General features: G+C 61.3%; 26 protein-coding genes. 16 read left to right on the forward strand and 10 right to left on the reverse strand.

Annotation, left to right across the window (positions count from 1 at the left end; genetic code table 11):
- Positions 1 to 84: 84 nt before the first annotated feature.
- Positions 85 to 561 carry a hypothetical protein gene (locus BLT96_RS10755; RefSeq protein WP_216627898.1) on the forward strand — a complete coding sequence of 159 codons (477 nt, stop codon included), beginning with the start codon at positions 85 to 87 and terminating at the stop codon, positions 559 to 561.
- Between the two features lie 48 nt (positions 562 to 609).
- Positions 610 to 1,029 (forward strand): DUF6508 domain-containing protein, encoded by a 420-nt coding sequence (locus BLT96_RS10400; RefSeq protein ID WP_090864036.1) that lies wholly within the window; start codon positions 610 to 612, stop codon positions 1,027 to 1,029.
- 601 nt (positions 1,030 to 1,630) lie between these two features.
- Here BLT96_RS10400 and BLT96_RS10405 read toward each other — a convergent pair.
- The gene (locus BLT96_RS10405; RefSeq protein ID WP_090861092.1) at positions 1,631 to 2,071 is read right to left on the reverse strand and encodes a MerR family transcriptional regulator; all 441 of its coding nucleotides are present in this window, start codon (positions 2,069 to 2,071) and stop codon (positions 1,631 to 1,633) included.
- Between the two features lie 105 nt (positions 2,072 to 2,176).
- On the opposite strand from BLT96_RS10405, the gene BLT96_RS10410 reads away from it, so the two are divergent.
- The 5 genes from BLT96_RS10410 (at position 2,177) to BLT96_RS10425 (ending at position 5,604) form a co-directional block, all read left to right on the forward strand.
- Positions 2,177 to 2,716 carry a flavodoxin family protein gene (locus tag BLT96_RS10410; RefSeq protein WP_090861091.1) on the forward strand — a complete coding sequence of 180 codons (540 nt, stop codon included), beginning with the start codon at positions 2,177 to 2,179 and terminating at the stop codon, positions 2,714 to 2,716.
- Positions 2,717 to 2,776: 60 nt separating this feature from the next.
- Entirely contained in the window at positions 2,777 to 3,541 is a 765-nt protein-coding gene (locus tag BLT96_RS10415) for a carboxymuconolactone decarboxylase family protein (RefSeq protein ID WP_090861090.1), read from the forward strand.
- Between the two features lie 2 nt (positions 3,542 to 3,543).
- The gene (locus BLT96_RS10420) at positions 3,544 to 4,515 is read left to right on the forward strand and encodes an alpha/beta hydrolase (protein WP_090861089.1); all 972 of its coding nucleotides are present in this window, start codon (positions 3,544 to 3,546) and stop codon (positions 4,513 to 4,515) included.
- A 16-nt stretch (positions 4,516 to 4,531) separates the two neighbouring features.
- Positions 4,532 to 4,909 (forward strand): site-specific integrase, encoded by a 378-nt coding sequence (locus BLT96_RS10640; RefSeq protein ID WP_157692070.1) that lies wholly within the window; start codon positions 4,532 to 4,534, stop codon positions 4,907 to 4,909.
- Between the two features lie 395 nt (positions 4,910 to 5,304).
- Positions 5,305 to 5,604 carry a hypothetical protein gene (locus BLT96_RS10425; protein ID WP_197674352.1) on the forward strand — a complete coding sequence of 100 codons (300 nt, stop codon included), beginning with the start codon at positions 5,305 to 5,307 and terminating at the stop codon, positions 5,602 to 5,604.
- Between the two features lie 77 nt (positions 5,605 to 5,681).
- Here BLT96_RS10425 and BLT96_RS10430 read toward each other — a convergent pair whose 3' ends face one another.
- Both BLT96_RS10430 and BLT96_RS10435 read right to left on the reverse strand, forming a co-directional pair.
- On the reverse strand, positions 5,682 to 6,311 hold the full coding sequence (locus BLT96_RS10430) for an MBL fold metallo-hydrolase (protein WP_157692071.1): 630 nt from the start codon (positions 6,309 to 6,311) through the stop codon (positions 5,682 to 5,684).
- Positions 6,311 to 6,997, reverse strand: a complete 687-nt coding sequence (locus BLT96_RS10435; protein ID WP_090861094.1) for a DsbA family oxidoreductase — start codon at positions 6,995 to 6,997, stop codon at positions 6,311 to 6,313. Before BLT96_RS10435 ends, BLT96_RS10430 begins: the two co-directional genes overlap by 1 nt.
- A gap of 124 nt (positions 6,998 to 7,121) precedes the next feature.
- Between BLT96_RS10435 and BLT96_RS10440 the strand changes: the two genes are divergently transcribed.
- The 3 genes from BLT96_RS10440 to BLT96_RS10450 all read left to right on the forward strand — a co-directional run bounded on the left by BLT96_RS10440 (position 7,122) and on the right by BLT96_RS10450 (position 9,321).
- Entirely contained in the window at positions 7,122 to 7,511 is a 390-nt protein-coding gene (locus BLT96_RS10440; RefSeq protein ID WP_090861095.1) for a winged helix-turn-helix transcriptional regulator, read from the forward strand.
- A 519-nt stretch (positions 7,512 to 8,030) separates the two neighbouring features.
- Positions 8,031 to 8,345: an ArsR/SmtB family transcription factor gene (locus BLT96_RS10445; protein WP_090864038.1), complete on the forward strand. Its 315-nt coding sequence runs from the start codon at positions 8,031 to 8,033 to the stop codon at positions 8,343 to 8,345.
- 91 nt (positions 8,346 to 8,436) lie between these two features.
- Complete coding sequence (locus BLT96_RS10450; protein ID WP_090861096.1) at positions 8,437 to 9,321, forward strand: radical SAM protein; 885 nt, start codon at positions 8,437 to 8,439, stop codon at positions 9,319 to 9,321.
- A 25-nt stretch (positions 9,322 to 9,346) separates the two neighbouring features.
- Here the strand turns inward: BLT96_RS10450 and BLT96_RS10455 are convergent, their stop codons facing one another.
- The gene (locus tag BLT96_RS10455; RefSeq protein ID WP_197674354.1) at positions 9,347 to 10,279 is read right to left on the reverse strand and encodes a leucine-rich repeat domain-containing protein; all 933 of its coding nucleotides are present in this window, start codon (positions 10,277 to 10,279) and stop codon (positions 9,347 to 9,349) included.
- Positions 10,280 to 10,543: 264 nt separating this feature from the next.
- A complete protein-coding gene (locus BLT96_RS10920) occupies positions 10,544 to 10,678 on the reverse strand; it encodes a hypothetical protein (RefSeq protein ID WP_272867358.1) in 135 nt (44 codons plus the stop codon).
- A gap of 365 nt (positions 10,679 to 11,043) precedes the next feature.
- On the opposite strand from BLT96_RS10920, the gene BLT96_RS10925 reads away from it, so the two are divergent.
- From BLT96_RS10925 to BLT96_RS10475, 4 genes are all read left to right on the forward strand, one after another.
- Positions 11,044 to 11,511, forward strand: a complete 468-nt coding sequence (locus tag BLT96_RS10925) for a nucleotidyl transferase AbiEii/AbiGii toxin family protein (protein ID WP_197674355.1) — start codon at positions 11,044 to 11,046, stop codon at positions 11,509 to 11,511.
- Between the two features lie 2 nt (positions 11,512 to 11,513).
- Entirely contained in the window at positions 11,514 to 11,930 is a 417-nt protein-coding gene (locus BLT96_RS10930) for a nucleotidyl transferase AbiEii/AbiGii toxin family protein (RefSeq protein WP_272867368.1), read from the forward strand.
- 769 nt (positions 11,931 to 12,699) lie between these two features.
- Positions 12,700 to 14,193, forward strand: a complete 1,494-nt coding sequence (locus tag BLT96_RS10470) for an ATP-binding cassette domain-containing protein (RefSeq protein ID WP_172824956.1) — start codon at positions 12,700 to 12,702, stop codon at positions 14,191 to 14,193.
- 128 nt (positions 14,194 to 14,321) lie between these two features.
- On the forward strand, positions 14,322 to 14,492 hold the full coding sequence (locus BLT96_RS10475; protein ID WP_197674356.1) for a hypothetical protein: 171 nt from the start codon (positions 14,322 to 14,324) through the stop codon (positions 14,490 to 14,492).
- 139 nt (positions 14,493 to 14,631) lie between these two features.
- Here BLT96_RS10475 and BLT96_RS10480 read toward each other — a convergent pair whose 3' ends face one another.
- A complete protein-coding gene (locus tag BLT96_RS10480; RefSeq protein ID WP_197674357.1) occupies positions 14,632 to 15,102 on the reverse strand; it encodes a TetR/AcrR family transcriptional regulator in 471 nt (156 codons plus the stop codon).
- A gap of 126 nt (positions 15,103 to 15,228) precedes the next feature.
- Between BLT96_RS10480 and BLT96_RS10485 the strand changes: the two genes are divergently transcribed.
- On the forward strand, positions 15,229 to 16,260 hold the full coding sequence (locus BLT96_RS10485) for an alpha/beta hydrolase (protein WP_090861100.1): 1,032 nt from the start codon (positions 15,229 to 15,231) through the stop codon (positions 16,258 to 16,260).
- A gap of 1 nt (position 16,261) precedes the next feature.
- Here the strand turns inward: BLT96_RS10485 and BLT96_RS10490 are convergent, their stop codons facing one another.
- Positions 16,262 to 16,687: an HD domain-containing protein gene (locus BLT96_RS10490; RefSeq protein WP_090861101.1), complete on the reverse strand. Its 426-nt coding sequence runs from the start codon at positions 16,685 to 16,687 to the stop codon at positions 16,262 to 16,264.
- Between the two features lie 375 nt (positions 16,688 to 17,062).
- On the opposite strand from BLT96_RS10490, the gene BLT96_RS10495 reads away from it, so the two are divergent.
- On the forward strand, positions 17,063 to 17,800 hold the full coding sequence (locus tag BLT96_RS10495) for a MerR family transcriptional regulator (RefSeq protein ID WP_090861102.1): 738 nt from the start codon (positions 17,063 to 17,065) through the stop codon (positions 17,798 to 17,800).
- Positions 17,801 to 17,826: 26 nt separating this feature from the next.
- Here the strand turns inward: BLT96_RS10495 and BLT96_RS10500 are convergent, their stop codons facing one another.
- The 3 genes from BLT96_RS10500 to BLT96_RS10510 form a co-directional block, all read right to left on the reverse strand.
- Positions 17,827 to 18,261, reverse strand: a complete 435-nt coding sequence (locus BLT96_RS10500; RefSeq protein ID WP_090861103.1) for an Rrf2 family transcriptional regulator — start codon at positions 18,259 to 18,261, stop codon at positions 17,827 to 17,829.
- A gap of 65 nt (positions 18,262 to 18,326) precedes the next feature.
- Positions 18,327 to 19,163 carry an ABC transporter ATP-binding protein gene (locus tag BLT96_RS10505; RefSeq protein WP_090861104.1) on the reverse strand — a complete coding sequence of 279 codons (837 nt, stop codon included), beginning with the start codon at positions 19,161 to 19,163 and terminating at the stop codon, positions 18,327 to 18,329.
- A partial coding sequence (locus BLT96_RS10510) for a glycine betaine ABC transporter substrate-binding protein (RefSeq protein WP_157692222.1) occupies positions 19,163 to 20,033 on the reverse strand: 871 nt, incomplete at its 5' end. The genes BLT96_RS10505 and BLT96_RS10510, both read right to left, overlap by 1 nt.

Below are 20,033 nucleotides of genomic sequence, written 5' to 3' on the forward strand. Positions count from 1 at the left end.
TTTCGCCCGCTGAGCTGGGCCTATGCCGGAATCTCTCCCACAGAAACCACCGAAGAGCCATTATTCTTCGCTCCTGAAATTGCAGTGCTCATCGCGGGCGATGCGGTTGTCGGGCTCTCAGGTGCAGCATTGACTAGCGCCAGCCTGGCTTTCGTCGGAGGAGGCTCGCTTGCAGTTGGTGGCATGGGCATGGCTGGCGGAACCGCGATTCTAACAGGCGGAGGCGCGTTGCTTGGCCTGGCAGGATCAGGCGTAACCACGGCGGCGACCGTTGCCGTGCAATCGTCCGAGCCTTTCGTGCAAAGCGAATGCTCCAAGCTTCTCGCGTTCTGCTCCGAAATCGCCGTCAAGAAAAACGGACGCTACGACATCGCCTCTCTAGCGCAACAAGGAATGCAGAAATGCGCAGAGGAGCTGCGCGACGAAATCGAGAAGTTGTCGAATGCGGAAAACGGACCTGACAAAAAGCTTATCTCCCAAATGAAGAAAAGCTTGAAGTGCATGGAGCGCTGCGAGAAGGCCCTCGAGAAGCTGCAGGGTTCAAGAAGGCTGCTGGACTAGCTCGACTGGGACAAACTGTCCCAGCGACTCTGAGATAGGAGGGACCCCATGAAAAAATTCGAGAAGATAACCGCCATTATCCCCCTGCTCGAATCCGAGAATCGCCACGGCAAGTGGATCGTCGACACCGAGAGCAAGGGCACACCGGAAGATCCGATCCAGTTCCCCTTTGTGGGCTACAGCGCAGCTGCACACCGGCTAATCGAAGCAGTGCATGAATGCGTGGATGATCTTCGTGACGAGATGAACGCCTTCGACTACATGGGCGTACTGGAGAGCTATGGGCTTAACGGCGAGAAAGACGTCCTTGCGGCAGACGCTTCCTCCTGCGATGCGAAATGCGCACTGGCGATGGTTCTCACGATCATCCGCCAGGACAGGTTCTGTGAAGGCTTGCTTCTCAGCTATCTCGAAAACGGGAAGATGCTCGAATGGATGAAGCGCCTGCAGGAAATCGACAACCAATAGCGCTGGGGACAGATTGTCCCAATAAGAGCAACTCAATGCCGACTATCACCAAGCCACCTGCGATTATCCCAAACGAATAATGCCTGACGCTTTCTGCAAACGTGCAGTTGGATGATATCACGTGTTAGCCGCCTGCGCTAACTGCTTTGCAATTGTTGCTGGTGGCTTGCATGCGATGTCGCACCAAACCACACAAAAGGGGAGGATTTGGCTGCTCTACCCTGCCCCATTTCTCTACTGGGACAAAAATGAAACTCAACGCCCCTGAGTTTCATTTGAGTTTCATGGAAGAGAGCAGTGCTGTCCCAGTTTGGTGCCGTGGCGTACACCAAGTGTCGCCATGTCCGTTTCGTGGATAATCTACGCTATCAGATAAATGCGATGTGATTTTCGATTTAGCGAGTGGGAGTAGCGGGAACTGGCTCCTGAACTCTCGTTTTGGTGCTGCCGAGTACCGCCTGGCGCTGTTTGGGCATTGCTATCGAGCAAAGCCACCAGCGAAATAACGGGAATAACAGCCTCCGGACCCTCTGGTTCGGAGGCTTTTTTCGTTCTGCCCAGAAAGAGCTCCTTGCCGGAGTCCCATGGGTAGCGAACGGCTTTATCGAGCGTGTGCGTTTTCGTAGGTGCCCTTGATTTCCTCTGGCAAATCGTCGGGAATCAGTGCCTCCAGCCTATCCTCGTTGCCATCTTGAATCGCCTGCTCGTAGTACCAGCATTTGAACTTCAGCATGTCCAGCACGCGGTTCATCTTCGCGATCTCCGACTCCACGTGGGCCTTCCGCTCCTCGAACATTGCCTTGCGCTTGGGATAAGTGGACGGGCCCTCCGCACACCATTCCATGAACAGTCGGATGTCCTTGATCTCCATCCCCGCCTTCTTCAGGCATTCGATGACCCGGAGTGCTTCGAGTTCCGTATCGCCGAATCGGCGAATACCGGACGTCCGTTCCAATCCCGGGAACAGCCCCTGTTTGTCGTAATACCGCAGCGTGGAAACGGGCAGACCGAACATCTCCGCCACCTGTCCGATTGTGTACATGGTCCCTCCGAATGAATCTCGAATTGACTCCTTGACCTAAAGTCAGGTTTAGGTATTACCTTCATTCTCGCCAATATAAATCGGGAACGCAAGGAGTACTCCGTAATGGGCAAAGCGGTTTTGATAGTCTCTTCAAGTCCTCGAAAGAATGGCAATTCCGAGACGTTGGCGGACGCCTTCGCCAAAGGCGCACGGGAAGCGGGTCACAGCGTGGAGACCGTGCGCCTGCGCGAAAAGCAGCTCGGCTTCTGCAAGGGCTGCCTTGCCTGCCTGAAGATGGGGCACTGCGTCATCCAAGACGATGCCGTGGGAATTGTCGCCAAGATGCACGATGCGGATGTGTTGGTGTTCGCAACGCCCGTCTACTACTACAGCGTCTGTGGCCAGCTCAAGACCATGCTGGACCGCGCCAACCCGCTTTTCGACTCCGATTACTCATTCACCGAGGCGTATCTTTTGGCGACGGCGGCGGAGAGTGGGCGCTCGACCTTTGACGGAGCGGAAAAGGCCGTGCAGGGATGGGTCGACTGCTTCCCCCGCTGCACGCTTGCCGGAACGGTCTTCGCTGGTGGCGTAAACGGCGTGGGCGATATCGCCGGGCATCCCGCCCTGGAGCAGGCGCGACGAATGGGCATGGGAGTCTAGGCGAGGCTTGGCTGCGCGGAAGCAGTTTTGCACTCAAACCATCGACGGGAGGAATCAAACATGACGATTAAGCAAACGGCGGGCAGAGATGCCCTGGGGGACTTCGCCCCCAAATTCGCACAGCTCAACGATGACGTGCTGTTCGGCGAGGTATGGAGCCGAGAAGACCGGCTTTCCCTTCGAGACCGCAGCGTGGTGACGGTGGTTGCCTTGATGGCGCAGGGGCTGACGGACTCTTCGTTCCAATATCATCTGATGTCGGCAAAGAGCAACGGTGTGACTAGGACGGAGATAGCGGAAATCCTGACACATGCGGCGTTTTACGCGGGGTGGCCCAAGGCGTGGGCGGCCTTTCGTATGGCGAAGGAGGTCTGGGCAAATGACGATGCCGCTGATGCAAGAGCTGAGCATCAAAACGAGATGGTCTTTCCTATCGGTGCTCCCAACGATGCATTCGCGAAGTACTTTGTCGGGCAAAGCTACCTCGCGCCCCTTTCCACCGAGCAGGTCGGCATTTACAACGTTACGTTTGAACCCGGCTGCCGCAACAACTGGCACACGCATCACGCCAAAAGCGGTGGGGGACAGATTCTCGTCTGCGTGGCTGGTCGAGGGATTTACCAGGAATGGGGCAAACCGGCACAAGAGCTGTGCCCTGGCGATGTAGTGAATATTCCCGCGGGCGTAAAGCACTGGCACGGTGCGGCGCCTGACAGTTGGTTCTCCCATCTTGCGGTGGAAGTTCCAGGCGAGGAGACCTCCAACGAGTGGTTGGAGCCCGTGGACGACGAGCAATACCTTAAAGCGACTGTCAAGGAGGCTTAGGCATGGAGCAGTTGAAACTGACGCAGGAATGGGACAAGGTGTTCCCTAAAAGCGATATGGTGGGGCACCGCAAGGTGACCTTCCATAACCGATACGGCATCACGCTGGCGGCTGATGTGTACGTGCCGAAGAACGCGGAAGGCAAGCTGCCCGCAATCGCCGTCAGCGGTCCGTTTGGCGCGGTGAAGGAGCAATCGTCCGGCCTTTATGCGCAGAAGATGGCGGAACTGGGCTTTTACACGCTTGCCTTCGACCCGTCCTATACCGGGGAGAGCGGCGGCACGCCCCGCTATGTGGCATCGCCGGACATCAACACCGAGGACTTCTGCGCGGCGGTGGACTTCCTTTCGGTACAGGAAAACGTCGATCCGGAGCGCATCGGCATCATCGGCATCTGCGGTTGGGGCGGCATGGCAATCAACGCCGCAGCCATCGACACCCGCATCAAGGCTACTGCTGCTATGACGATGTACGACATGACCCGCGTGACCGCCAACGGCTACTTCGACGCCGAGGACTCCGAACAGGCGCGCTTCGAGAAGCGTAAGGCGCTGAGCGCGCAGCGCACCGAGGACTATAGAAACGGCAGTTATGCGCTGGCGGGCGGCGTGGTCGATCCGCTGCCGGAGGACGCGCCGCAGTTCGTGAAGGACTATTACGCCTACTACAAGACTCCGCGAGGTTACCATCCCCGCAGCCTGAACTCCAACGGTGGCTGGAATGTGACGTCTTCGCTGTCCTTTTTGAATATGCCGCTTTTGCAATACAGCAGCGAGATCCGCTCCGCCGTGTTGCTGGTGCACGGCGAGAAGGCGCACTCCCGCTATTTCAGCGAGACCGCGTACGGCAAGCTGACCGGGGACAACAAGGAACTGCTCATCATCCCCGGTGCCAGCCACACCGACCTCTACGATCAGGTGGATATCATTCCGTTTGAAAAGCTGAAAGCGTTCTTTGGGGAATATCTGAAATAGGGCGCGCCCTGATTCAATGCCAAGCCCCCAGGCCAAGTACTTCGAGCGCATCGACGAGTCGCGGCGAAAGAAGGGAAAGACCGGCCCCGAGTGGCATCTCGAGCAGACCGACCAGACGCCCGTGATTATGACCAAGTACAGCGAGCGCATAAAGCCGAGCTCGCTGTCGCGATGGTGGTCGCTCGAGCGTGGCAACTACGGCCTTGACGACTTCTCCCTCCACGAGCTCAGACACACCTACCTGACGCTCCTCGCCGAAAGGGGCGTGTATCCCAAGGTCAGGGCCACTACAGCTCGCAGATCACGATGGACGTGTACACCTACGTCAACATGGGCGCAAAGCGCGAGACTGTCGCGGCCGTGTCCAGGCTCTTATGATTGCGTCGCCAGTTAGCGTGCCGGACGGGCGGTCCCGAGCGATGGGGCCGCCCGTCCGCAGTCACCACTGAGTGACGCCGCAGGTTTCCGCCCTGCGTGGCAGGGATTGGCGGGAGGATTATTAGTGGCAAATGAGTGGCAGCTCACCAGATTGGTCTGACAGACGCGCTGGTAGATTGAGTGTTTGCAACCGAAGCAAATACTGAGTGCGAATAGAATTCGGGACGAAACGGTATTTCACACTCCACCCCGAAACACAATAAAACCGCAGGTCAGAAGTGGTGTGTCCGAGAAATTGGCGCACCACTTCGCTTCAAATGAAAGCGCTCCTTTCGGGGTGATTCGTACCGGAATTCGTACCACCCCAGCGCCACCATTTACGGTGCCGGGCATCGAGAGAAGATCAGAAAGATGATGAACGAAGCCAAGATGACCGAACTCACCCAGGCCGAGGACATGGCCTACTTCCGAGCGGACCTCTGCCTGTACTCGCCGGAGAGCTACTGCCTGGACGAGAAGAAGGGGATCTGCAACGACATGATGGCAACGAGCAAGGCGGTGCTCGACACCATGTGCAACGACTTCGAGCAACATTCCCCCCGTTGCTCGCGCCAAGCTCCTGGACATGCTCTGTGCCTCCGGCGTAGAAAGCCCCCCAGTGGCGGTGGGATGTCCTCGTGGGCGAAGGAGGCTCGCTCTACCACGAGCTAGAACCGCTCGGCTAGCCAGAATCCACATTGCAAGGAAGAAGGCCGTCTATCGCGTTGATAGGCGGCCTCCTGCCATCTTCAGCGCATCGAAGCGGCGAGCATCGCCACAGTCATCGGCCGCGAGTGCCCCGACAGCAGCATGGTGTCAGGAAGCAACGCGAGAATGCTTTTGCGTATGCTCTCGCGCAGCCTGGGTCCATCCCCTGTCGGGAACGCGGTCAGGCCCGGGCCGCCCTCGTAGACGGCGTCTCCGACGAGCGCGAAGCCTCCCTGCTCGCACCAGAACGCGCACGAGTCGTCGGTGTGGCCGGGGACGTGCAGCACCTCGAGCGCGCCTGCGATGCCGCCGACGGGGATGCGGTCGCCGTCCGAGAGCTTCGACGCTCCGGCCAGTGTGATCGGTGTCCCATGATCTGCCGAGAGGTTCAGCCGCGGGTCGAGCAGGTACCGGTCCGCCAGCTCGTGCGCCCTCACCGGCGCGCTCCAAGCGTCGCGAAGCTCGCCGGCGGCGCCCATGTGGTCGAAGTGCCCGTGCGTGAGCAGGATCGCGTCGATCTTCCAGTCGCGTTCGCGCGCGGCAGACAGGAAGAGACCTGGCTGGGCGCCCGGGTCGACGAGCACGCCGCGACCCGTCTCGCCGTCGATCACGAAGTAGCCGAAGGTGGCGAAGACGCCCCTCGCCAGCAGCGGGTAGACCTCGACCGCCATCAGAACGAGCATCCTTCCGGGCCGCATGCCATGCCCTGCGCGGCGCCTTCCGCCAGCGACTCGCCGTGCGCCCTCTCGAGCACGCGTGCCATCTCCTCGGTCGGATAGCAGCCCGATATCGCGTACTTGCCGTCCACAACGAAGAACGGCACGGCGTGCACGCCCATCGCGTAGGCGTCGCGCTCGTCGGCGCGAACCTCGTCCTCGTACTCGTCCGATGCCAGCACACGCTCCACGTCGGCCTCGGGAAGCCCCGCCTCGGCAGCCAGCTTGCGCAGCACCCCGTGGTCAGCCATGACCTCGTTCTTAACAAAGTACGCCTCGTAGCACAGCCCCTCGAAGCGCGTGTTGCCCAGGCTGTGCGCCAGCTTGGTCAGGCGGTGCGCGTCGAGCATGTTGGTGTTCAATGTGGTGGCGTAGTTGAACTCGATGCCCTCGCCGCGGCCCATCCGGCTGATGCCCTCGATGCGCTCCGCAGCCTCCTCCTTGGAAAGGCCGTACTTGGCGGCGAAGCGGTCGAGCGTGGGGCAGACCACCTCGTAGGGAGCATCCGGGTTCAGCTCGAACGCCCGCATCTCCACCTCCACGTCGCCCTCGAGCCCGAGGGAGGCGATGGCCTTCCCGAGCCGCGTCTCTCCGATGTAGCAGTACGGGCACGCGTAATCCGACCAGTAGGTGACCTTCATGTTTTCCTCCTCGCTTGCGGTTGGCTGCGCCATTTTGCTTTCGGGTATACTGTCTGCTTATCGGTTCGAATTGAGAAGTACTTACATTATTTGGAGTACTTCAACCTATATCAAGGAGCGCGCCATGGGTGAACGTCGAAGTGTCAGCTGGTGCCCAGCCATCTCGTCTCTTCAGCGCGTGGTCGGCGGGAAGTGGAAGATAGAAATCCTGTTCTACGTTGCTCTTGAGGACGTGCGGCACTTCGGCGAGCTGCGCAGGTGTCTGCGGGGCGTGTCGGAGTCAACGCTGTCGCGCCAGCTCAAGGAGCTCGTGGCAGACGACTTCCTGGAGCGCGTGGACTACCAGGAGGTGCCCCCGCGCGTCGAGTACCGGCTGACGCGCCGGGGTGAGAGCTTCAGGCCGCTCCTGCAGGCCATGTGGGACTGGAGTGAGGCCGAGTTCGAGTTCAGCCAGGCGGAGGCGGAGCAGATGCGTGAGGCTCGCGAGCGGCTCGGCGTGGCCCAGGTCCGCTGAACTTCACCCCTTCAGCCCTCGCCAAGGCAAGGAGTTTGCACTAATCATCACATTGCCGTGATGCAATCAGGTCTGTTTGCGTGTCGTCATGCCAAGAGGCGATTTCTGTACTCAGCTCGTAAAAGTGAGTAATACCCCCAATAACTATCTGCGGTTTTAATTACTTCCCGAGGGCCTCGTGACTACGTCCTATGGGGTGAGTACAAATAGTGTACTCAGCGGCGAGTACAGGTGAGTACACCCTTGGAGCCGCTTCGCAAAAATACTCCCAATAACGAAACGCCACGTGCGTGCTCGTGACGACACGGAAAGGCATGAGACAACAAACTTTTAGAGAATGGAAACTTGCCTTGTGACAGTTGAGTGGGAGTAGCCTATTTACAGGTGAAATGTTTTCTATTCTTTGGAAATGCACCCTGATTGCACGCCATCCAACGACGTCACGGGCTCGGCCCGCCCGAAAGGGGCGGGGTGCGAAGAATGTGTTGACATATCGCGGTATTACGATATGATGTGCCCATGGACATGACAGAGACATTCAAGGCGCTATCGAACCCCACGCGGCTCCAGATTCTCATGTGGCTGAAGGACCCCGAGGCCAACTTCCCCGAGCAGGGAGGGCACCTCGGCGTGCCCGACGACCTGAGGGGAGGGGTGTGCGTGGGCTCCATCCGCGACAAGGCGGGCGTCTCCCAGTCGACCGCCTCGCAGTACCTCGACGTGCTGCAGCGCTGCGGGCTGCTTCTCTCCGAGCGCCACGGCAAGTGGACCTACTTCCGCCGCAACGAGGAAGCCATAGCCGAGCTGGCCCGGTTCGTGGGAGACGAGCTCTGATACCGCACCCGGACGAACCGGAGAAGCAGCGCTCTAGCATGTCATAACGCATCGACATATCACGATATCTAGTATTGAGGAGGACGAAACAATGCACTACACGGGACCGGTAATCAGGCCTCCCTACGAGGCGGGGAGCGTAATGCTTGAGGTGACGGTGGGCTGCACGCACGACTCGTGCACCTTCTGCACCTACTATAAGGGCCACCCCTTCCATCCCGCGCCGCTCGAGCAGGTGCGCGCCGACCTCGCCGAGATCGCGCGCTTCCGCCCCGGCACCGATCACATATGGGCGGCGGGAGGCGACCCGTTCTCCATGAGCACGCGCAGGCTGCTCGAGTTGGCCGCGCTCGTCCACGAGTACCTGCCGGGCGCAACCATCTCCACCTATGCGCGCGTCGACAGCATGCGCAACAAGTCGGTCGACGACCTGCGGGCGCTGTGTGACGCGGGCTACACAGACATCATGATTGGCATCGAGTCGGGCGACGACGAGGTGCTCGCGCACGTGAACAAGGGGTACACTGCCGCCGACGTTGTGGAGCAGTGCGGGAAGCTCGACGAGGCAGGGCTGCCCTACAACTGCATCTACCTGGGAGGGATCGCCGGCGCGGGGCGCGCCGAGGAGACCGCCGCGCGCTCGGCGGAGGTGTTCAACCAAATCCGCCCGCGGTTCATGTACCTCACGACCGTCACCATCTTCCCCAACTCCGAGCTCGGCGCCGAGGTGGCCCGGGGCGACTTCGCTCCCATGAGCGAGCTCGAGCGGTTCCGCGAGTTCCGCGCACTTGTGGCAGCGCTTGAGAACCCCATCGTCGTCGACACGCGCCTGGTCACCAACTCCATCGGCTTCGTCGCAGAGCTGCCGGCTGACCGCGAGGAGTGCCTGGCCGCGCTCGACGAGGCCATCGCCGGCTTCTCGGAGGACGACGAGCGGAGGCTCTCGCGCAGGAGGGCGATGATGCGCACGATCTGACGCGCCGCAACGGGTCGAGCTCGTCTTACGCCGCCGTGACGTACCCCGGCGTGCTCGCCGTGTCGATGCGGAAGTACGTGTACGCCGTCCTATTGCTTGCCCATACCGTGCCGTTTCCGCCCACGAGCGACGTGGAGCACGAGTAGAAGCACTGGGATCCCGTGAGGCCACTCGAGGGAAGCGCCCAGCTCGCATCGACCAGGATGATCGTGAGCCTGCTGTATCTCGAGAACGTGTAGAACAGGTCCGTTAGTGCCGACGGGTCGAAGCCCCGGAAGTCGATCGTCGTGATTGCGCAGGAGCTGAACATGTAGCGCATCGAGCGCACGCCGGATAGGTTGCCCAGGCCGCCCACGCTCGCGAGGTTCGAGCACGAATAGAACAGGTAGTTGAAGTTCAGGTACGAGAACGTGGCCATGTCCGCTGCGAAGCTCGCGCTCGTGAGGTGCTGGCGGTGCGTCGGACCGATGACGCCGTCCCAGGGCGTGAGGCCCAGTCCCACGTACTTGCCGATGGCGCAGATACACCCGGAGGCGACGAGCTCACGTGTTGCGTCTGGCGTCGCTGTGGCCGTGAGCACGCCCTCGCCGTCCGCGTAGTAGTGGGCGTAGAACCAGGTTCGGTTGTCGTTGTTCGGGTCCGTGAGCACGCCGCCCGCGCCGAGCTTGCACACGCTTGCGCCGCTTGTCGTGGAGGGCACGAAGCCGTCGGTGCCGCCAACTGGGCGGTTGCAGCTGTTGAACATGAGCGAGCCCGAGAGTCCCGAGTTGCTGAAGCTCGTGGCGTAGATCGTCTCCAGGCTCCCGCAGCTCGTGAACATCTGGTTGGCGCTCGTCATGCCGGACAGGTTCTCGAAGCCACGTATCTCGGTGCAGTTCGAGAACGCGTTGAACCAGTAGTTGCAGTTGGCGATGCCGAGACCCGCGATGGTCGAGTGGGAATAAAACTCATTTGGCATTGGCTGGCAGTTGCTGGCATCGAATGCCGTTCCGTATGCTTTCGCAGCATCAGTAGTACTTGAGTTTGGGATAATGTGTTGCAATTGTAGGGAAATAGCCTACAATTGCTACATGAAGCATTCGAACCACATAGATAAGATCGCAGCGCTCTCCGAGTCTGAGGGCGTTTTCACCACTGCACAGGCGGCCCGCATGGGCATCCCGCGCGACGCCCTACACGACGCGGTCGAGTCCGGTCGCCTCGTGCGCATCGTGCGAGGTGCCTACCGCATGGTGGGGTCCGGCTCTTCCTTCACGGACGAGCTGGCGGCGATATGGAAGCTCACCGCCCCGGCGACGTTCTCCCACGAGAGGATGCGGGTTTCCGATTGGGACGGCATCGCCGTCGGAGGGTCCACCGCCTCCGCCCTCCTCGGGATCGGAGACCTGCAGCTCTCGCCCTACCGGCTCTATGCCCCAAGGAGAATCAACACGAGGAACCCGTCAGCGAGCTTCGTCAGGCGCTCGGTGGGTCGCGACGAAGTTACGTTCGAGTCGGGGCTCCCCGTGACACGCTCCGAGCGCACCGTCTTCGACCTCGTCGCGGACGACGAGGACTTCTCGCTTGTGGCGGATGTCCTGGCGGACGCCTCGAGGAAGTACCAGGATTTCGACTACGGGAAGCTTCGGGGACTACTCGAGGGCCGTTACGGCGAGAAGCGGGGATGTGAGATTTTCCGGAGCCTGATGGATGATGCCGGGCTTCTCGGGAGGGGACGCGGGAATGAGGTACAAGAGCGCGGCCGCACTCGAGATGGCGGTCAAATCAGCGGCGTCGGCGTCGCCGATGGATACCGGGCGCGCCGTGTCGGCATTCTACTTCCACCGACTGCTGTGCCGCGTGTTCGCCGGCGGCAACGGCTCGTTCGTGCTCAAGGGTGGTCGGGCGATGCTCGCTCGAACCGTCGACGCCCGCGCGACGCGCGACATCGACCTGCTCTCCACGGAAGGGAGCCTGGAGGATGCGCTCGAGGAGCTCGTCCGGCTCGCCGGGACCGACCTGGGCGACTTCGTGACGTTCGAGTTCACGGGGTCGCGCCCGATAAAGGCCGAGGACGAGTACAGGAGCGGGCTGTCTGTCGGGTTCGTCCCCATGCTCGGCGCGAAGCGCATGCAGCCCGTCTCCGTCGACCTCGTCGTCGACGAGGTGCCGCTCGAGGGGCCGAGCGCATCTCCCCAGCGGACAGGATAGAGGTGGACGGGCTTGAGACCTGCGACTACCTCGTCTATCCCGTCGAGGCCGCCCTCGCGGACAAGCTCTGCGGCATAGTCGAAGTTCATGGAAGAAGAGCGTCCTCCAGGGTAAAGGACCTCGTAGACATCGCCGTCTATGCCACTACGGCCACGGTGGACGGTTCGGGGTTCCAGTCCCGACTGCGCCGCGAAGCCTCCGCGCGGCGCATCTTTCTGGGCGACTCCTTCGGATTGCCGAAGGCCTGGGGCGCTCCCCAGGCGCGCCAGTACGCGAAGCTCTGCCAGAGGACGGGCCTTCCGGAGGCGTTGAGGAATATGGAAGCCGCATCCGAGCTCGCCGGCAGGCTCCTCGACCCCGCGATCCGGGGAGAGGCGGGCGGCAGGCACTGGAATCCGGAAGCGCGCGAGTGGGAGTAGGCGCCGTGCGCCCGGATGGCCGGCTTGACGGCGCGCTTGCGTTCGGTTAGAACGGTGTGCATGGAAAACCTACAAGTTTTGTAAGGGCGGGACCCACCGGGCCCGCTCTAGTTTTTTATAGGGACAAAGGCAGGGACCCGCCGGCAGGTGCGATGCCTGCAACGGGGCCTCCATGTCCGATATCGCTTGCGGGGCTGAATCTAGGCTTTTGATGCGGTCCCTTTCTTAAGCCTCGGGAAGCCTTTCAAAGCTGTCGGGCCAGGACTCCTGCTATTTGCTGCCAGGCAAGTTGCGCTTGCCCGTTAAGACGTCGAGCGTGTATCGTTGCCGCCGATGGGGACGTGGGGCATGAGCAGAAGCGCCACGAGTCCCAAAGGCTTGCTGGAGTCCGCTCGCTTTGCACCAGGGCGACATCGAAGGGTCGTCGCGCAGGCTCCGGCCGAATACGTAACACCTGGCATTGTGTGGACAGCGTCAGGGATGCGTCATTAGGGCGTTCTTCGCATGGCTGCAAATCCGCTTTGCATCCAGGCCAGAGCCACGCTACAATGCTTGGCAACAATTCATCAGCGGGGCCTTTGACAAGCGCCGCTTCAAGTTAGGTCAGGTTAGATGAAGAACTAGCGATGCCCATTTCGGGCGCCCCATACGACCATTCTGCCAATCCGGTCGCGCTTCAGGGTGCCGCATCGCCTCAGAATCTTCTTGTTTCAAGTTCATGCATCGCGTGCCTGACCCTCTGCGCGACCTCCCCTCGAAGGAGCTCGCCATGCAACTGAATCTCAATCACATCAGCTATACCTACCCTGGTACGGTATCGGCCGCCATCGATGACGTCAGCGTCACATTCTCGTCGGGATGGACGGGCGTCATCGGCGATAACGGATGCGGGAAGAGCACGCTTGCCCGTATCGCCGCGAACTCCATCGCGCCAGATTCCGGAACGGTGAGTCCGAAGCTGTTCTCGGCGTACTGCCAGCAGGACTCGACCCAGGAACCGGACAATCTCCTCGACTTCGCATCGGACTGGGGCAAGGAGGCGCAACGAGCAAGGGCTTTGCTTCGCGTCGAAGACGACTGGTTCTGGCGCTATGGCACTCTCTCTGGGGGTCAGCAGAAGCGGCTCCAGATCGCATGCGCGCTCTATGCGCGACCGGAAGTCCTTATCATGGACGAGCCGACAAACGACCTCGACATCGTGACACGCGACATCGTGAGGGAAGCCCTCGCTTCATTCGGCGGCATCGGAATTCTCATCTCGCACGACAGGGCTCTGCTGGATAGCCTTGTGAGCCAGAGCCTGATGTGCGAGGGGGTGCGTTGGACCATGCGACCCGGAGGGTACACGAAGGCGAGTGTCCAATCGGCCATCGAGCGCTCTGCTGCAATCAGGGACCGCGAGAAGGCCGCCCGCGAAGCGAAGCGCTTGAAGGCGGAAGCCCAGCGCAGAAGCGAGGAGGCGGCGCGTCAGAAGGGCAAGCGCAGCAAGCGCAACTTGGACAAGCACGACAGTGACGCACGGGAGAGGATTGGACGCGCCATAGTCTCAGGAAAGGACGGCGTGGCTGGCAAGCTCTCGTCCAATATGAGTGAACGGCTGGCAAAGGCCGAGGGAGAGCTCTCAAAGAGAGTTGTCGCGAAGCGATACGACCATGCTCTCGGCGCGTTCGGAATTGCCGCGCGTTCGAGCTGCGTGGTGCACCTAGAGGCGACGCGACTGTCCGCTGGTGATTTCTCGATAGTCGTGCCAGAGCTCTGGATCTCGCCAACGGACCACGTGGTGCTGACTGGCGCGAACGGAACGGGAAAGAGCCTGGTGGTACGAAGCGTCATCGAATCTGCTCCCGACACCGTCAAAGTGGCGTACGTTCCCCAGAACGTCGGGCCGGAAGAACGCGGGCGGGCCCTGAGACGACTACGAGGTCAGGACCAAGAGACGAAGGGCCGCATCCTCTCCATCGTGGCACGGTTGAATTCCGACCCCGATAAACTGCTCGATGGAGACGATTTGAGTCCTGGCGAGCTCCGCAAACTCATGCTCGCGCAGCAGCTTGTTGCGAATCCCAACCTCCTCGTGCTCGATGAACCGACGAATCATCTCGATGTGGGCTCCATCGAAGCGCTTCAAGGCATGCTGATTGGTTTTCCTGGTGCGTTCCTGCTGGTCACGCATGATGGGCAGCTGTCGGAGGCGGTCACGCAGATTGGATGGGAGACAAGGCGAGGCGAGAATGGGATGAGACTACAAGTCGCTGATGAATAAGCTTTGTTCGCCTTCGGCCGATGCCGCGATTCAGCACGAGCGTGGTTCTCAGCGCGCTTGTGCTGAGCAGCAGGGCAAGCGTCGATGCAAAAGAGTTCGCTGCTCGATTCAATGTGAGCGTCTTTCGCATGCACGAGCATCCTAGCCCCGAGTGTCCGATCGGCCGCAACGTGCACGCCGTGCTCGGCACGGAGCTTGACGCTGCGGAGCAGGCCATGCTTGACCACCTTGACTCCACCACCTTGGCCGATCTGGCCGACGCTACGAGGGAGCGCATCGCGCAGCAGGAGCAGGCCTAGGGGTCTGGGGTCGCGGGCTCGCCCAGATTGCCAAGCATCTCGGATTCCGTCTTGGCGCTCCGCTCGGCCAGCGTCCGTGCTTGTCGTCCGGACGGAATGCCCTCGCTTTATCCGACAGCCCCGCCCAACAAGTGGCCTGCTACCAGGGCTGCCATTTCCCGCGGGTCTCGTTCCAGCCCTTACGTGCCCACGTAATGAACATCCCATAGAGTCCGTAGGCGAGAAAAGCGGCCTCGTAGCTCCCCTCGCGTCCCAGGTCGGCGTCGCTTACGATTGTTTCGAACGCGGCCAGGATGGCATCCGTACGGCCCTGCTCGATCATGAGGTCGTTTTCCGTGCGCAGTGACAGGCAGAACTCAAAGTAGCGCAGAGCCCGCTGGGGATTCGAGAACGCGAGCTCCTTCAGGCGGTGTCCCTTCTCGTATGCCCGCCATTGGCGAACGAGGTAGGCAGTCAGCAGCTCCTCCTTAGACGAGAAGTTGCGAAAGTACGTGGCCCGGCCCACGCCCGCCCGTGCGGCAAGCTCGTCGATGGTGACCTTTCTGATGTTCTTCTCGGCCATAAGCAAGAACAGGGCGGATCCCAGCATGTCCGTGGCATATGCAGACACGACAGACCTCCTGATACGAAAGCGGCCGATGCGTATCGATTGCGCTCGCGACATCGGGACGCTTGCAGGACGGACGATACGATTGTATCAGCTGAAGCGAATCTGAGGAATCTTTCGGGGGCTGTGATGAAGGAGAAGACACGGGGACGCCTGCGGCTGCTCGCAAGGGTGGCGGGAGGAATCTGCATCGCCATCGTCGTGCTCGCCCTGGTGCTCACGACCCATACGCAGATCGTTATTGGAGCGATCCAGAAACTTTCTGCCGGCACGGTCAAGACAACCAATGCCTACAAGCCCGAGGGCAAACACGTGGATGCGATGCGGGATAACGGACAGCGCATCGTGACCGAAATCGCCTATGCCGACAAGTACCCCAATAGCTTCCTGGACATAACCTACCCCGATGCCGACACCTCCGTGCGCAGGCCGACGCTGGTCTATTTTCATGGCGGAGGGTTCTTTGCGGGCAGCAAAAGTGCGGGTGACCCGCTGGCGTCGAGTGACGTCACGTCGCTGCTGGATGACATCTGTGCGGCCGGCTACAACGTCGTGAACGTGGACTACGGTCTCGTGCCCGACTGCCGCTTCCCAGTTCCTGTCATACAGGCCAATCAGGTACTGGCCTGGTGCGAGTCGCATGCGAAGGAATACGGCCTCGATATGGACGATGTCATCATCATGGGCTCGTCTGCCGGCGCCATCATAACGAGCCAGCTGGGCGCCGTCATCGCAAATCCAAAGTATGCCGACGCGCTTGGCATAAAGCCCAAGTTGGAGCCCAGCCAGGTACGTGCTCTCGTGATTGATGACGCACCTCTTGTGTACGACGAGTTCTCCCTCGCCACCAAGGTTATCGTAGGTAACTACGTGAGCGGGACGATCTTCCTCAGTAAGGATCAGGTGCATCGTTACGACGCCACCCAATGGGTCACCTCGGCCTACCCGCCCGCGGTACTTCTCGGCAGCGAATATCACAACGACATGAGGCACATGGACGCAGCGCTTTCGGGGGCGGGTGTCACGCACGAGCTCATCGATCCGCTGGCCGAGCGTGGCCTGAAGATGCCGCACTGCTTTGTGGCCTCCGAGCGCAAGAACAAGGTCGCACGTGACGCGTTCGAGAGGATGCTGGCCTTTCTCGCCGACCGGACGGACTAGCTCACTGGGAGCGTAGCAGGGCGATCGCGAGGCGGTACTTTTGCACTCGCTCTCGGTCGGCATCCGTGACCTTGGCCAGGCGGCTGAGGTCGCTGTTGTGGGTGAGGTCGGCGAGCTTCACCGTGCGGGCGAGTGCGTTGTGCTTCAGGTTTGACACATAGCCAAGATAGGGCACGCTTTTGTCGTGCGTGAGCAGTTCAAGGGCGTCGATCACGTCGTCTTCGATGCCAGCCGCGCGCAGGTCGTCGAAGGTGGTCGGCGTATCTTCCACAACGTCGTGCAGCCATGCCGTCGCTTTTGCCTTGTCACCGCTTACCTGTGCGGCCACGTGCGCGGGGTGTTCGATGTAGGGTGCGCCGGCTTTGTCGGTTTGTCCCGCGTGCGCCTTGCGTGCGATTGCCTGGGCAATCGTTTCCTGCGGTCCCATGTGCCTCATCCCTTCCTGCGGCTCTAGTGCGATTCTATCGAAGGCGGAATGAGATGCGAAGCTAAGGAATGGGAGAGGAACGTGTTTTCCCGCGATGCGAGGAGCCATGCTCGAACGCCTTGATGCCGCTGCCCTTGTCGACCCTGCGATAAGGCGCGGGGCCTCATGGCGAAGCGGCAGACGGCGGCAATGCTGGCGCGGCTTATCCGCAACGCGGATGCTCCTCTCCGCAGCCGCGAGATCCATGCGGCACTCTGCGCCATCGCGGACCTTCTGCCTGATATCGGCGAAGGGGGGACTGCCTGGAGTAACAGGCTTGACCCTCACGTAACGTCATGGTTTAGAGTGTGGCCAAGACGAGCGAGAGGAGGGTCCGTGAGAACCGTGCATGAAGTCAGCGAGCTTGCGCACGTGAGCGTGCGAACGCTGCATCACTACGACAAGATAGGCCTGCTTCGACCAAGCGCCCGCAGCGAGGCGGGCTACAGGCTCTACAGTGACAAAGACCTGGCGCGACTGCAGCAGATCATGCTCTTTCGGGAGCTGGAGTTCTCGCTCGCCGACATAGGGGCAATTCTCGACAGCCCGGAATTCGATCGAGACAGAGCGCTCGACCAGCAGATCGAGCTTTTGGAGCTTCGTCGGGAGCACATCGGAAACCTGATAGACATGGCAAAGGCCATGAGGGACGGAGAGGGAAGCATCTTGGAATTCGAGCCGTTCGACACGAGCAAGCTGGACGAATACGCCGAGCAGGCGAAGGCTTCGTGGGGAAAGACCCCGCAATGGAAGGAATACGAGGAGAAGTGGGCCGGAAGGCCGAAGGAGGAGCAGGTCGCGATGGGCAAGAGCCTGATGGAGCTCTTCGTGCCGTTTGGGCGGATGTCTGCCGAAGGGGCCGACCCCTCGTGCGAGGAGGCGCTGGCTCAGGTCGCAAGGATCCAGGCATTCATCACCGAGAACTACTACGACTGCACCAACGAGATTCTGGCGGGGCTTGGCCAGGCATACGGCAGTGGTGGCGACTTCACGCGCAACATCAACGCGGCGGCCGGTCCCGGTGCCGCCGAGTTTGCCGCCGCCGCGGTGCGCGCGTACTGCGAACGAGCGTAGGTTGCGAGAGGCCCGCCCGGCAGGGCCTAGCTGGCTGCCAGCAGGCGGATGTCCTTCTCGACGTCCGCCATGGTGGTGCGCCGCAGCTGGTCCTCCAGCGCCCGCTGGGCAGCCTCCAGGCGATCGTCCAGCGCGGCGTGGATGTTGCCGCCCACGGGGCACTGCGGGCAGGGGCTCTCGTGAAAGTGGAAGAGCGAGTCCGCGTCGCTCTGGTCAACGGCGCGCCACAGGTCGAGGAGGGTGATCTTCTGGAGCGGGCGTGCCAGTGTGATGCCGGACTTTCCCTTGCTGGAGTTGATGATGTTCGCCTGCTTGAGCATGCCCATGATCGTGCGGACCATGACGGGGCTCGTGCCGATGCTTTCTGCGAGGAAGGCGCTGGTGACGGGCCTTGTGCCACCGAAGTAGTCTATGGCGCACACCATGTGCGCCGCCATCGTGAGCCTGCTGGTTATCTGCATTCGTTCACCTATTCCGTAACTACTACCTTGCCAAGGGTCTTCTTCCTGCCCCTTGTGTGAGGGTACTACTCCGTGGCGAGTGCTGACATTGCACGCGCCGCGCCGCTGTGACCGCAGGCGCATAGCTGGTCTTCCGGCAGGTCGCAGGCATGGCGCTGGCGCGAGACCAGCTGCTCGACGAATGCCGTCGCGGGGCGTGCCAGAATCTCCTCGGGCGCACCGTATTGCTGTACCTTGCCCTCATCGAGCACGAGCACGTGCGTCCCCAGGCGCAGCGCCTCGCCTATGTCGTGGGTCACGAACATTACGGTGATGCCGGTCTCGCGGTGGATGCGGCTTATTTCGACCTGCAGCTGACCGCGGGTAATCTCGTCCACGGCACCGAACGGCTCGTCCATCAGAAGGATGTCGGGCGACGCGGCCAGGGCCCGTGCGATGCCCACGCGCTGCTGCTGACCGCCCGAGAGCTCGGACGGGTAGCGCTCCAGGAGGTCTTTGGAGAGCCCCACGATGTCCATCCACGTGCGCACTGCCTTGCGCGTGCGCTCGTGGTCGTGCTTGTTGAGCAGATTGGGCACGTATGAGATGTTGTCCTCCACCGTCATGTTGGGGAAGAGGACGCTCCCCTGGATGGCGTAGCCGATGTTGCGGCGCAGCTGGATGGGGTCGGTGTCGCGCACATTGTGGCCGTCCACGAGCACGGTGCCCGAGGTGGGCTCTATCAGGCGGTTCACCATCTTGAGCGCGGTGGTCTTGCCGCTTCCGGAGGAGCCGATCATGGTGACGAACTCGCCCTTCGGAACCTTGAGGTCGAGGTGCTCCAGCACGCTCTTCTCGCCATAGGACTTGCTGACGTCGCGGTACTCGATGGCGACGCTGGTGGTGTTGGTCGCGTTGCTCATTAGATCAGCCCCTTCGAGCTCAGGAACTCCCTGGCCACGGCCTTGGGGTCCTTCTTTTCCTCTTCCACCTCGTAGTTCATGCGGGCCATGTCCTCCTCGGATATGGTGCCCTGGAGCTTCTTGAGCTCGGCGCGCAGCTCGGGGTGCTCTTGGAGCGTCTGGTTGCGAACGACGTTTCCGCACTGGTAGGAGGGGAAGAAGCCCTTGTCGTCGGTGAGCACCGTGGCGTCCGCGGTGCTGAGCTTGCCGTCGGTGGTGTAGATGATGATCGCGTCCACGCTGTCCTGGGCGAGGGCGTCGTACTTGAGGCCCGCGTCCATCTCGGTGGTCTTGCCGAAGCTCATGCCGTAGGTGCTGCAGAGGGCGTCGTATCCGTCCTCGCGCTCGAAGAAGTCCGGCTCGGCCCCAAGGTTCAGCTGGCCGGCGACCTTGGCGAGGTCCGAGTAGGTCTTGAGGTCGTACTTCTGCACGATGTCGTTGCGCACGGCGATGCCGAACGTGTTGCCGAAGCCGTACATCCCCACCCAGCTCATGTCCAGCTTCTTGTTGTAGTCCGCCTGCAGCTGGTCGAACTCGTCCTCGGAGTAGGTTCCCTTGTTCTTGAGGACCGCGGCCCATCCAGTGCCTGTGTACTCTGGGTACAGGTCGAACTGCCCGGACTCCATGCCGGCCTCGAGGTTGGAGGTGCCGCCCGCGACGCCCTCGGTGAGGTCCACCTTGAGGTTGGTGTCGTGTTCGATGAGCATCTTGAGGGCCTCGCCCATGATGTACTGCTCGGTCATGGGCTTGGTCGCGACGTTGATGGTGTCGCTCGGGCCGGCAAGCATGCCCGGCACCGTGGCACCCAGCGCCGCGGCTGCGCAGACGAGG

Origin of the sequence: Parafannyhessea umbonata, assembly GCF_900105025.1 — a bacterium.
GTDB lineage: Bacteria > Actinomycetota > Coriobacteriia > Coriobacteriales > Atopobiaceae > Parafannyhessea > Parafannyhessea umbonata.

Coding starts and splice junctions, on each gene's coding strand:
- BLT96_RS10640 (WP_157692070.1), top strand. CDS start 4,532: ATGCCAAGCCCCCAGGCCAAGTACTTCGAGCGCATCGACGAGTCGCGG.
- BLT96_RS10500 (WP_090861103.1), bottom strand. CDS start 18,261: ATGCAGATAACCAGCAGGCTCACGATGGCGGCGCACATGGTGTGCGCC.
- BLT96_RS10455 (WP_197674354.1), bottom strand. CDS start 10,279: ATGCCAAATGAGTTTTATTCCCACTCGACCATCGCGGGTCTCGGCATC.
- BLT96_RS10450 (WP_090861096.1), top strand. CDS start 8,437: ATGCACTACACGGGACCGGTAATCAGGCCTCCCTACGAGGCGGGGAGC.
- BLT96_RS10430 (WP_157692071.1), bottom strand. CDS start 6,311: ATGGCGGTCGAGGTCTACCCGCTGCTGGCGAGGGGCGTCTTCGCCACC.
- BLT96_RS10445 (WP_090864038.1), top strand. CDS start 8,031: ATGGACATGACAGAGACATTCAAGGCGCTATCGAACCCCACGCGGCTC.
- BLT96_RS10405 (WP_090861092.1), bottom strand. CDS start 2,071: ATGTACACAATCGGACAGGTGGCGGAGATGTTCGGTCTGCCCGTTTCC.
- BLT96_RS10410 (WP_090861091.1), top strand. CDS start 2,177: ATGGGCAAAGCGGTTTTGATAGTCTCTTCAAGTCCTCGAAAGAATGGC.
- BLT96_RS10475 (WP_197674356.1), top strand. CDS start 14,322: ATGCACGAGCATCCTAGCCCCGAGTGTCCGATCGGCCGCAACGTGCAC.
- BLT96_RS10425 (WP_197674352.1), top strand. CDS start 5,305: ATGATGAACGAAGCCAAGATGACCGAACTCACCCAGGCCGAGGACATG.
- BLT96_RS10505 (WP_090861104.1), bottom strand. CDS start 19,163: ATGAGCAACGCGACCAACACCACCAGCGTCGCCATCGAGTACCGCGAC.
- BLT96_RS10440 (WP_090861095.1), top strand. CDS start 7,122: ATGGGTGAACGTCGAAGTGTCAGCTGGTGCCCAGCCATCTCGTCTCTT.
- BLT96_RS10420 (WP_090861089.1), top strand. CDS start 3,544: ATGGAGCAGTTGAAACTGACGCAGGAATGGGACAAGGTGTTCCCTAAA.
- BLT96_RS10485 (WP_090861100.1), top strand. CDS start 15,229: ATGAAGGAGAAGACACGGGGACGCCTGCGGCTGCTCGCAAGGGTGGCG.
- BLT96_RS10470 (WP_172824956.1), top strand. CDS start 12,700: ATGCAACTGAATCTCAATCACATCAGCTATACCTACCCTGGTACGGTA.
- BLT96_RS10925 (WP_197674355.1), top strand. CDS start 11,044: ATGAGGTACAAGAGCGCGGCCGCACTCGAGATGGCGGTCAAATCAGCG.
- BLT96_RS10400 (WP_090864036.1), top strand. CDS start 610: ATGAAAAAATTCGAGAAGATAACCGCCATTATCCCCCTGCTCGAATCC.
- BLT96_RS10415 (WP_090861090.1), top strand. CDS start 2,777: ATGACGATTAAGCAAACGGCGGGCAGAGATGCCCTGGGGGACTTCGCC.
- BLT96_RS10490 (WP_090861101.1), bottom strand. CDS start 16,687: ATGGGACCGCAGGAAACGATTGCCCAGGCAATCGCACGCAAGGCGCAC.
- BLT96_RS10435 (WP_090861094.1), bottom strand. CDS start 6,997: ATGAAGGTCACCTACTGGTCGGATTACGCGTGCCCGTACTGCTACATC.